Source organism: Actinoplanes sp. CA-252034, assembly GCF_050956125.1.
GTDB lineage: Bacteria > Actinomycetota > Actinomycetes > Mycobacteriales > Micromonosporaceae > Actinoplanes.
Genome location: NZ_CP191846.1, coordinates 2,376,440 through 2,387,396, shown reverse-complemented (window position 1 = coordinate 2,387,396; position 10,957 = coordinate 2,376,440). Strand labels below are relative to the sequence as shown.

Here is a 10,957-nt window from a genome sequence, read left to right as displayed (position 1 = left end):
GCGCGTTTTGACCTTACCGAGACTCCGGTCGTTCCTCCTGTGCCTGGCACTGGCGGCGACCGCGCTCATCGTCGCGCCCGCGGCTCCGGCCGCGGCCGCGACCTGTCCGTGTTCCATCTTCGCCGCGACGGCGACACCGGGCACCGCGTCCGACTCCGACCCGAACGCGGTCGAGGTGGGAGTCAAGTTCCGGTCCGACGTCGCCGGGCAGATCACCGGCGTCCGCTTCTACAAGGGCACCGCGAACACCGGGACACACGTCGGCAACCTGTGGAGCGCCTCCGGCGGCAACCTGGGCACCGTCACCTTCACCAACGAGACCGCGTCCGGCTGGCAGACCGCCACGTTCGCCAGCCCGATCACGATCAACGCCGACACCACGTACGTCGCCTCCTACTACGCACCGAACGGCCGGTACGCCGGCGACAGCGGCGCCCTGTCGGCCGGCGTCGACAACGCGCCGCTGCACGCGCTGCGTGACGGCCAGGACGGCGGCAACGGCGTCTACCGGTACGGCACCGGCGGCGGCTTCCCGAACAGCACCTGGCAGGGCGCGAACTACTGGGTCGACGTCGTCTTCACCACCGGCGTCACCGACACCACGCCGCCGACGGTGACCAGCACCAGCCCGGCCGCCGGCGCGACCGGGGTGGCCACCACCTCGACGGTCGCCGCGGTCCTCAGCGAGGCGGTGCAGACCGGCACCCCGGCCCTCACCGTCGCCGGGGTCACCGGCACGACCGCCTACAACGCCTCCACCCGGACGGTGACGTTCACGCCGGGGGCGCTCGCCGCGTCCACTAGCTACACGGCCACCGTCTCCGGGGCACGGGACACTGCGGGAAACCTGATGAGCCCGTTCTCCTGGTCGTTCACCACCGCGGCCGCGGGCGGATCCGGGTGTCCCTGCTCGATCTGGCCCACCACCGCCGCGCCGGCCACCGGCACGGTCAACGACAACTCGTCCGTCGAGCTGGGGGTGAAGTTCCGCAGCACATCGGCCGGCTACATCACCGGGCTCAAGTTCTACAAGGGCAGCCAGAACACCGGCACCCACTCCGGCTCGCTCTGGTCGAGCACCGGCACCCGGCTCGCGAACGTGACCTTCACCGGCGAGAGCACGTTCGGCTGGCAGACCGTCACGCTCGCGGCTCCGGTCGCGGTCAGCGCCAACACCACCTACGTGGCGTCGTACCACACCGACATCGGCTATTACTCGGTGACGGGCAACGGGCTCTCCTCGGCGGTCAGCCGGGGCCCGCTGACCGCCCTGGCCAACGGCGCCGAGGGCGGCAACGGCGTCTACCGGTACGGCGCGAGCGGCTTCCCCAACAGCACCTACCAGGCCACCAACTACTGGGTCGACGTCGTCTTCGACACCACCGCGGCCGACACCCTCGCCCCGGCCCTGAGCAGTCGCGCCCCGGCACCCGGAGCGTCCGGTGTGGCCGCCACGACCGCCGTCACCGCGGCGTTCACCGAGCCGGTCACCGCGGCCTCGATCGTGCTGACCGGCCCGTCCGGGACCGTCGCCGGCGCCACCACCTACGACACGACCACCGCCACGGCGATCCTCACCCCGTCCGCGGCGCTCGCCCACTCCACCTCGTACACCGCCACGGTGAGCGGGGCCCGGGACGCGGCGGGCAACCTGATGACGCCGGTGACCTGGTCGTTCACCACGTCGGCGCCGCCTCCGCCGCCGCCGGACCAGGGCCCCGGCGGTCCGGTCCTGGTGGTGAAGTCGGCGGTCTCCGGCGCCAGCGGGTTCACGTCGTTCGCGGCCGAGGTGCTGCGCGCCGAGGGCCTCAACGAGTTCGCCACCGTGGACCTGTCCGCCGTCACCCCGGCGCTGCTCGCCCAGTACGACGTGGTCCTGCTCGGCTCCACCCCGCTCACCGCGGCGCAGGTCGGCACGTTCACCACCTGGGTCACCGGCGGTGGCAACCTGATCGCGTTCCGGCCGGACAAGCAGCTCGCGAGCCTGCTCGGCCTGACCGCCACCACCGGCACCCTGTCCGAGGGCTACCTGCGCGTCGACACGTCGACGTCGCCGGGCGCCGGCATCACCGGGCAGACCATCCAGTACCACAGCACCGCCGACCGCTACACGCTCTCCGGCGCGCGCTCGGTGGCGGCGTTGTACTCCTCCGGCACCACGGCCACCGTCAACCCGGCGGTGTCGCTCGCCGACGTCGGCACGGCCGGCGGTCAGGCGGCCGCGTTCACCTTCGACCTGCCGCGGTCGCTGGTCTACACCCGGCAGGGCAACCCGGCCTGGGAGAAGCAGGACCGGGACGGCCGCGCGCCGATCCGCTCCGACGACCTGTACTTCGGCGGCGGCGCCACCGACTGGGTCGATCTCACCAAGGTCGCCGTCCCGCAGGCCGACGAGCAGCAGCGCCTGCTCGCCAACCTGATCGGGGCGATGAACGCCGACCGCAAGCCGCTGCCGAGGTTCTGGTATTTCCCGCGCAGCCTCAAGGCGGTCGTCGTCGCCACCGGTGACGACCACGCCACCGGCGGCACCGCGGGACGCTTCGACCAGTACCTGGCCAACAGCCCCACCGGATGTGTGGTGGACGACTGGCAGTGCCCGCGGTTCACCTCGTACATCTTCCCGAACACGCCGTTGACCAACAGCCAGGCGAGCACCTACCAGAACCGTGGGTTCGAGGTCGGGCTGCACCTGAACACCGGGTGCACCGACTGGACCCCGACGTCGCTCGGTGCCAACCTCACCGACCAGCTCGCGGCGTTCCGCGCCAAGTACGGCTCGGTGCGCGCCCCGGACACCAACCGGACCCACTGCATCGTCTGGTCCGACTGGTCGACGCAGGCCAGCCTGCAGACCGCCAACGGGATCCGGCTCGACACCAACTACTACTACTGGCCGGACGTGTGGGTCGCCGACCGGCCGGGCTTCATGACCGGCTCCGGCATGCCGATGCGGTTCGCCGACACCGGTGGCGGGCTCATCGACATCTACCAGGCGGCCACCCAGATGACCGACGAGTCGGGGCAGAGCTACCCGTACACCCCGGACACGCTGCTCAATGCGGCTCTCGGGTCGCTGGGCTACTACGGGGCGTTCACCGCCAACATGCACACCGACCAGGCGACCACCTACGACAGCGACCAGGTGCTGGCGTCGGCGCAGCGGCACAACGTACCGGTCATCAGCGGGCACCAGCTGCTCACCTGGCTGGACGGGCGCAACGCCTCGTCGTACTCGAACATCGCCTGGACCGGGAACGACCTGACCTTCTCGGTCAACGTCGGCACCGGCGCGAACGGCCTCACCGGCATGGTGCCGACCGCCGGACCGGGCGGGCGGACGCTGTCCACCCTGACCCGGGCCGGGACCGCGGTCCCGTTCACCCGGACCACGATCAAGGGCGTCGAGTACGCGATGTTCACGGCCGCCTCCGGGGCCTACACGGCCGGATACGGGACCGCGGCCACCGCGACGCTCACCACGTCGGCCGCGGCCGAGGCCGGTGGGACCAGCGCATCGGTCACGGTCGCGACGAGCAGCGCCGCAAAGACCATCATCGAGTACGGGCCACAACCGACCGAGCTCACGCAAAAGGCGGTCGACGGCTCGCAGGCCAGTAGGCGGACCGTCACACTGTCCGGACTCGCGCCCGCCACCACGTACTGGTACCGGGCGAAGGTCACCACCCCGGACGGCCGGACCACCACCGGCCCGCTGCAGAAGGTCACCACCCGCGCGCTGGACCGCACCGGGCCCGCCACCTCCGGGGTCACGGTCACCGCACGCCCGGACGGCACCGCCCAGGTGACGTGGAAGGCCGCCGAGTCCACGGACGCCACCCTGCTCGTCGGAACCTCGGCGAACTCGCTGGCGAAGTGGCCCGGAACCCAGGACGGAACCCGGCTCAGCGCCGTCGTGACGGGCCTGGAGCCCCGGACCACCTACTACTACCGGGTACGCAGTGTCGACGCGGCAGGCAACGTCTCCACCTGGCCGGCGCTGAACCGGCCGGCGGCGACGTTCGTGTCGTCCGCGGTCGGTGTCGCCGACTACACCGCGCCGCAGCAGCGGACCGGTGTGGAGTCCGGGGTCACCGTCACCGACGACGGGGTCCGGCTCACCGGCACCGCCCGCAGCGGCAACCTGGTCTCCCGGGTGATGGACGCCCAGCAGATGGTCCGCTGGGACCGGCTCACCTACCAGAGTGGTGTGCCCTCGGGGGCGACGCTCAAGGTGTACGTGCGGACCGGCAGCACCGCCACGCCGGACGGCACCTGGTCCGCGTGGACCGCGGTCACCCAGAACGGCAAGGTGCCGGGCGGTTCCCGCTACGTCCAGTACCGCGCCGAGCTGACCCGCGCCTCCGGCGGTGACAGCCCGGTCCTGCGGGGTGTGGGCATCACCTCGGACGGCCGTTCACTGCACCACCCGACCGAGAAGTAGTAGACGCACCGTCCCCCTCACCGGCCCGGCCCCGCTCCCCGCGGGTGCCGGGCCGGTTCCGTCTCCCCGCGGGTGCCGGGCCGGTTCCGTCTCCCCGCGGGTGCCGGGCCGGTTCCGTCTCCCCGCCGCCGGGCCGGGACCGGTGGGTTCTCAAAACAGCGGTGAGCGCCCCACAGATTGTCTTGCGGGAACTTCTCAGGACCCCTCCGTGGGCGCCGATGGTGGCACTCGAACGGGCGAGCTGGGGGGCTGTGGCGAGTATTCGAGCGGCCGGCCCGCTCCCGGTCGAGTGGGAAGGAGTGGCCGTACCGAAGCAAGGTTCGAAGAGGAAGCGGAAAACGAACGGTGACCCGGGGAGACGTCCCTGGGTCACCGGTGAGAAGGAGGGTCAGTAGGCGCCCGAGCTGCGGACGACGGCGCTGACCGTGCGGAAGAGGATGGCCAGGTCCATGGCGAGTGACCAGTTCTCGACGTAGGTGAGGTCGAGGCGGATCGACTCCTCCCAGGACAGGTCGGAGCGGCCGGAGACCTGCCACAGACCGGTCAGGCCCGGCTTGACGACCAGCCGGCGCAGCATGTCGGCCGGGTAGTCGGCGACCTCCTTGGCCAGCGGCGGGCGCGGGCCGACCAGCGACATGTCGCCCTTGACCACGTTGATGAGCTGGGGAAGCTCGTCGATGCTGAGGCGGCGCAGCCACTTGCCGACCGGGGTGATCCGCGGGTCCTCGCGCATCTTGAACAGCGCGCCGTCGGTCTCGTTGAGCTTGCCGAGCTCGAAGAGCCGGGCTTCGGCGTCGACCGCCATGGTCCGGAACTTGTAGAGCGTGAACGGCTTGCCGTCCCGGCCGACCCGCTCCTGCGTGAAGATCGCCGGACCGCGGCCGCCCTTGCCGAACCTGACCAGCAGCGCGACCACCGCGAGCAGCGGCGACATGAGCAGGATGAGCAGGATCGCACCGACCCGGTCGAAGATCTCCTTGACCACGCGGGCGCTGCCCTTGAGTTTCGGGTGCTCGACGTGCAGCATCGGCAGGCCGTCGACCGGGCGGATGGTGGTGCGGTCGCCCGCCACGTCGACCAGGGTGCTCGCCACGATCAGGTCGATGTCGTCGCGTTCGAGCTGCCAGGCCAGGCGGCGCACGGCCGGGCCGTCGATCTCCGGGCAGGAGAGCACGATCACGGTGTCGGCGTCGGAGCGGGCGACCGCGGTGGCCACGTCGTCGAAGGTGCCGTAGATCGGTGGCATGCCGGTGACGGCGTGGCTGCGGACCATGCCGGGCGGCAGGCACGCGCCGATGACCCCGAGGCCGTGGTAGCGCTCACGGCTGAGCCGGCGGGTCATGTCGAGGACGGCCCGCTCGTGACCGACCAGGACCACCCGGTGCAGGCGCTGCCCCCGGGCCCAGGCACGGTGCAGTCGCTGCCGGTAGAAGAAGCGCGCGCCGAGGTCGACGGCGATCGCCAGCGGCATCGCGATACTGACGTAACCGCGGGCCAGACGCAGGTCGAAGGCGAACGAGACGATGGCGATGGCCGCGGTCAGCGCCAATCCGGCACGGAATACGCGCGCGTACTCCTCGGTGCCCACGAAGAGGTGACGAGGCTCATACGCTCGGTTGAACGCGAGGCAGGCGATCCAGGCGATCGGCAACAGCACGGTGAGCAGAAGGTAGTCACGCTGGTACGGCGCGATGCCCTCGCTGCCGAACCGGATCAGCAGCGCCCACGAGGCGGCACTGAGAGCGACCACGAAGTCTAGAAGATAGAGCGTCAGCGCATAGCGGCTCTGCCAGCCCGCTCGCGCCTTCGTCGCCCGGGAGCGCGCCTTGAGCTGCGCGGCCGTCGCCGCCAGGTCAACGGTCTCCACGGATTCAATTGTCTGCACGCCACGCCCCCAACAACATCGGCTGCGACCGACTCATGATGATCCAGATCTATGGTGTGCTCGGACACACCCGACCACGAACGCCCCATGCCGGAAACCACCGGGACACAGAAGACAGACTGTCAATACGACCCCGATCGCGCTACATCTTTCCGTTCGACAGCCATGGCGATTCGGATGATGCCGGAACCAGGATCGCGAGAGTGTCCAAGTAGGACCGCCGGGGCACCCGCTTTATCGACTGTCGCCAATCTGACGCAGCGATTTAACAAAGCTGTGAACAGCGTCGTAACGCGGCAGCAAACCTTTAGCGCCGGCGTCGGCGAGGCTCGGGGCCTCGGCATCCTTGCCGGACAGTACGGGGTCTGATACCGGCCATGCAATGCCGAGTTCGGGGTCGAGCGGATGCACTCCGTGTTCATGACCGGGTCGATAGGTCGAGGAGCAGAGGTACGCCACGGTCGCGCCCTCGGTCAGAGCACAGAACCCGTGCCCCAGCCCTTCGGCCAGGTAGACGGCCCTGCGGTCCTCGTCGTCCAGGCGCACCGCCTCCCACGTGCCGAACGTGGCCGAGCCGACCCGGAGGTCCACGATCACGTCGAGCACCGCGCCCGAGACACATGTCACGTACTTGGCCTGCCCCGGCGGAACGTCGGCGAAATGAATGCCCCGCACCACGCCCTTGGCCGACGTCGACAGGTTGGCCTGCGCCAGGTCGAGCCTGTGCCCGACCGCCTCGGCCAGGGCGTCGAACCTGTACCACTCCAGGAACCGGCCCCGGCTGTCACCGTGCTGCACCGGGGTCACCTCGAAGGCGCCCTCGATGCTCAGCGGACGGATCTTCACCGGAGACCACCGTCCAGCAGCCGAACCAGATACTGCCCGTAACCGCTCTTCAACAACGGCTGCGCCACCTCGCGCAACTCGTCGTCGGAGATGAAGCCGAGCCGCCAGGCCGCTTCCTCCACACATCCGATCTTCAAACCCTGCCGCTCCTCGATCACCCGGACGTACTCCGAGGCCTGGACCATGGACTGGAAGGTCCCGGTGTCCAGCCAGACGGTTCCCCGGTCGAGAACCGTCACCTCGAGCCGTCCCTGGCGTCGATACTCCTCGTTCACCGCGGTGATCTCCAGTTCGCCGCGAGCGCTGGGCTCGAGATTCTCGGCGATCTTCACCACGTCGGCATCATAGAAGTACAGACCGGGGACCACGTACGTCGACTTGGGATGCTCCGGCTTCTCCTCGATCGAGAGCACTTTGCCCGATTCGTCGAATTCGACGACGCCGTACCGCTCCGGGTCGGCCACCGGGTACGCGAACACCCGCCCGCCGTCCAGGTCGCCGAACCGCGCGAGCTGCCGGCCCAGACCCACCCCGTGGAAGATGTTGTCGCCGAGGATCAGGGCAACAGGCTCATCACCGATGAAGTCGGCGCCGATCTGGAACGCCTGGGCGATTCCGTCCGGTTTAGGCTGCACCGCGTACTGAAGATCTAGCCCGAACCGGCTTCCGTCACCGAGCAGTCGCTCGAAGTGAGGTTGATCCTCGGGTGTCGTGATCACCAGGATCTCCCTGATCCCGGCGGACACCAGCGTGGTCAACGGGTAGTAGACCATGGGCTTGTCGAAGATGGGCATGAGCTGTTTGGACATGGCCATGGTGATCGGCCAGAGCCTTGAACCGGTACCACCGGCGAGCAGAATTCCGCGCACCGGCTGACCCTAAACAGTCGCCGCCTACGTCTACACTCGCCACCCGTGCAGATTTTCGTAACCGGTGGTGCCGGCTTCATCGGATCGGCCTACGTCAGGGCCCTCTTGCAGGACGAGTACGCAGGTGCGGTGGGTGCATCGGTGACCGTTCTGGATCTGTTGTCCTATTCAGGGAATCGCGACAACCTCCCGGTGTCCGATCCCCGACTACGATTCGTGCAGGGCGACATTTCCGATTCCGACCTGTTGCGGGAACTACTTCCCGGACACGACGTCGTGGTGCATTTCGCGGCCGAATCACACGTGGACCGGTCTATTTCGGGCGCTATGCCGTTCGTCACAACGAATGTCCTGGGCACCCAGGCGCTCCTCGACGCGTCCCGCTCCGCCGGTGTCGGACGGTTCGTGCACGTCTCCACCGACGAGGTGTACGGCTCCATCGACGAGGGCTCGTGGACCGAGACGTGGCCCCTCGCGCCGAACTCGCCGTACGCCGCCTCCAAGGCCGGCTCCGACCTGATGGCGCTGGCCGCGCACCGCACCCACGGCATGGACGTCGTCGTCACCCGGTGCTCCAACAACTACGGTCCGTACCAGTTCCCGGAGAAGGTGATCCCCCTCTTCGTGACGAACCTGATGGACGGCAAGCAGATCCCGCTCTACGGCGACGGCGGCAACATCCGTGACTGGCTGCACGTGTCCGACCACTGCCGCGGCATCCAGGCGGTCCTCGAGAAGGGCCGGGCCGGCGAGGTCTACAACATCGGCGGCGGGACCGAGCTCACCAACCGTTCCTTGACCGAACGCCTCCTCGAAGCGTGCGGCGCCGGCTGGGACATGGTGCGTCCGGTCACCGACCGCAAGGGCCACGATCGCCGCTACTCGCTCGACATCACCAAGATCAGCGAGGAGCTCGGGTACGCGCCGCAGGTCACCCTCGAAGAGGGCCTCGCGTCCACCGTCGCGTGGTACCGCGACAACCGCGCCTGGTGGGAGCCGCTCAAGTCCCGGGCCGGCCTCTGATGGCCTCCCCCTCGCCGTCTACCTCCCCCGCGCCTTCCTCTCCGTCGGCCTCTCCCCTGTCGCCGTCCCCTCCGTCGGCCCTTTCCCTGTCGCCTTCCCTTCCGTCGGCCTCCCCTCCCGCCTCGCCGTCGGATTCCTCTTCATCGGCCTTGTCCCCTTCGCCCGCCTCGCCGTCGGATTCCCTTCCCGCTGCCTCCTCCCTGTCGGGTTCCTCGCCATCACCCGCCTCGCCATCACCCGCCTCATCGTCGGCTGCCTCGCCGTCGGATTCCCTTCCCGCCGCCTCCTCCCTGTCGGGTTCCTCGCCGCCGGTTTCGTCCGTCGTCGGCGCTGCTTCCTTCTCGTCGGCGGGCGGGAAGCTGCGCTGGCTCATCACGGGGGCCGGCGGCATGCTGGGCCGGGACCTGCAACGGGTCCTCGCCGAGCACGGTGAGACGAACGTGGTCGCCGCCACCCACAGCGACCTCGACATCACCTCGCCGTCACAGGTCCGGGACGCGGTCGCCGGCGCCGACATCGTCCTGAACGCCGCCGCCTGGACGAACGTCGACGGCGCCGAGACCGATGAGGAGGCGGCCACCGCCATCAACGGCGAAGCCGTGCGCCTGCTCGCCACCGAGGCGGGCAGCCGCCTGATCCACGTCTCCACCGATTACGTCTTCGACGGAACCGCGACCACGCCGTACCCCGAGGACACCCCGCACGCCCCCCTCAACGCCTACGGCCGCGGCAAGGCGCTCGGCGAACAGGCCGTCCTGTCCACGGGCGGCTACATCGTCCGCACCGCCTGGCTCTACGGCGAACACGGCCCGAACTTCGTCCGCACCATGCTGCGACTGGCCGAGGACCGCGAGACTCTCGACGTCGTCGACGACCAGGTGGGCCCACCCACGTGGTCCTACGCGCTGGCCCAGTTGCTGGTCGACCTGTCGCACGCATCGCTGTCCGGACGGGCCGCCCCGGGCGCCTACCATGGCACCGCGGCCGGCTCGACCAGCTGGTTCGGCCTGGCCCGCGCCGTTTTCCTCGAAGCCGGCCTCGACCCGGACCGTGTCCGCCCCACCACGAGCGACCGGTTCCCGCGGCCCGCTCGGCGTCCCGCCTACAGCGTGCTCGGCCACTCACGCTGGGCCGGCACCGGTGTGGCGCCCCTCCAGGACTGGCGCGGCATGCTCACCAAGGCGATGCCCCTGTTCCTCCCCTGACGACAGCCGTCATCGAGAGCCCGTCCGGCACCGTCGGGCGGGCTTTCTCAGCCCCCTCTTCGCCAACCTCCCATCGCCAACCCACCCTTTCTCAGCTCTCCCTCACCGATCCACCCTTCGTCAGCCCTCCCACACCAGCCCTCCCTCACCAACCCACCCTCGGTGGCCCTCTCCCTCACCAACCCACCCCTCGTGAGCCCTCCCTTCGCCAATCCGCCCTCGGTGGCTCTCTTCGTCGGCTCCTATGACGTCTTGCGGCAACCCTTCATTCGGCGCGTCCGAGTGCTGACTCTCCCGTCGGCCATCCGAACGCTCGGGGAACGTTCCAGTGCTCTCGAAAGAGCCGTCCGTCACCCGTTCCCGCACCGAATCGCGGCAAGATGCGGTCCCCGTGTTTCTGGCTGCTCAACCCATGGCAGCCCCTCGTACGGCTTCGAGAAGTGCCTCTATCCCTATCGATATTGACCGTCTCTCCATTGTTCACATCGGCTTAATCGCTTCGGTTCCGATGTGACGGACCAGTTTTCGTAATGCGTTCACGACGACCGTGTACCGACGCCCGATTTCCCATGCCGCGTCCGGCGCGACGATCACATCGACGCATGCTGAACTTCACGAGCATCCCGGCACCGCAAGCGGGCTGCTCGCGGTCGGTGACATCTCTTTGCCGTACCGGATCAAATGTGGG

The 10,957-nt window shown here is 69.3% G+C and carries 7 protein-coding genes; 3 read left to right on the top strand and 4 right to left on the bottom strand.

Going from position 1 to position 10,957, the window contains the following annotated elements; genetic code table 11:
- Positions 1-7 precede the first annotated feature (7 nt).
- A complete protein-coding gene (locus ACQPZW_RS10790) occupies positions 8-4,441 on the top strand; it encodes a DUF4082 domain-containing protein (protein WP_433794698.1) in 4,434 nt (1,477 codons plus the stop codon).
- A 388-nt stretch (positions 4,442-4,829) separates the two neighbouring features.
- Here the strand turns inward: ACQPZW_RS10790 and ACQPZW_RS10785 are convergent, their stop codons facing one another.
- The 3 genes from ACQPZW_RS10785 to rfbA all read right to left on the bottom strand — a co-directional run bounded on the left by ACQPZW_RS10785 (position 4,830) and on the right by rfbA (position 8,041).
- Positions 4,830-6,308 (bottom strand): sugar transferase, encoded by a 1,479-nt coding sequence (locus tag ACQPZW_RS10785; RefSeq protein WP_433794697.1) that lies wholly within the window; start codon positions 6,306-6,308, stop codon positions 4,830-4,832.
- 252 nt (positions 6,309-6,560) lie between these two features.
- The gene (locus ACQPZW_RS10780) at positions 6,561-7,172 is read right to left on the bottom strand and encodes a dTDP-4-dehydrorhamnose 3,5-epimerase family protein (protein ID WP_433794696.1); all 612 of its coding nucleotides are present in this window, start codon (positions 7,170-7,172) and stop codon (positions 6,561-6,563) included.
- A complete protein-coding gene (rfbA, locus tag ACQPZW_RS10775) occupies positions 7,169-8,041 on the bottom strand; it encodes a glucose-1-phosphate thymidylyltransferase RfbA (RefSeq protein ID WP_433794695.1) in 873 nt (290 codons plus the stop codon). Before rfbA ends, ACQPZW_RS10780 begins: the two co-directional genes overlap by 4 nt.
- A 45-nt stretch (positions 8,042-8,086) precedes the next feature.
- On the opposite strand from rfbA, the gene rfbB reads away from it, so the two are divergent.
- On the top strand, positions 8,087-9,064 hold the full coding sequence (gene rfbB / locus ACQPZW_RS10770; RefSeq protein ID WP_433794694.1) for a dTDP-glucose 4,6-dehydratase: 978 nt from the start codon (positions 8,087-8,089) through the stop codon (positions 9,062-9,064).
- On the opposite strand, the gene ACQPZW_RS10765 is transcribed toward rfbB, so the two are convergent.
- Positions 9,042-9,440, bottom strand: a complete 399-nt coding sequence (locus tag ACQPZW_RS10765) for a hypothetical protein (protein WP_433794693.1) — start codon at positions 9,438-9,440, stop codon at positions 9,042-9,044. The two genes, rfbB and ACQPZW_RS10765, sit on opposite strands and share 23 nt — an antisense overlap.
- 13 nt (positions 9,441-9,453) lie before the next feature.
- Here ACQPZW_RS10765 and rfbD point away from each other — a divergent pair, with 13 nt between their 5' ends.
- Positions 9,454-10,269, top strand: coding sequence for a dTDP-4-dehydrorhamnose reductase (gene rfbD / locus ACQPZW_RS10760; protein WP_433794692.1), 816 nt, complete (start codon positions 9,454-9,456; stop codon positions 10,267-10,269).
- Positions 10,270-10,957 lie beyond the last annotated feature (688 nt).

What these genes read in the sequence shown, in the direction of transcription:
- rfbD (WP_433794692.1), top strand. Translation starts at nt 9,454, where the DNA reads ATGCTGGGCCGGGACCTGCAACGGGTCCTCGCCGAGCACGGTGAGACG.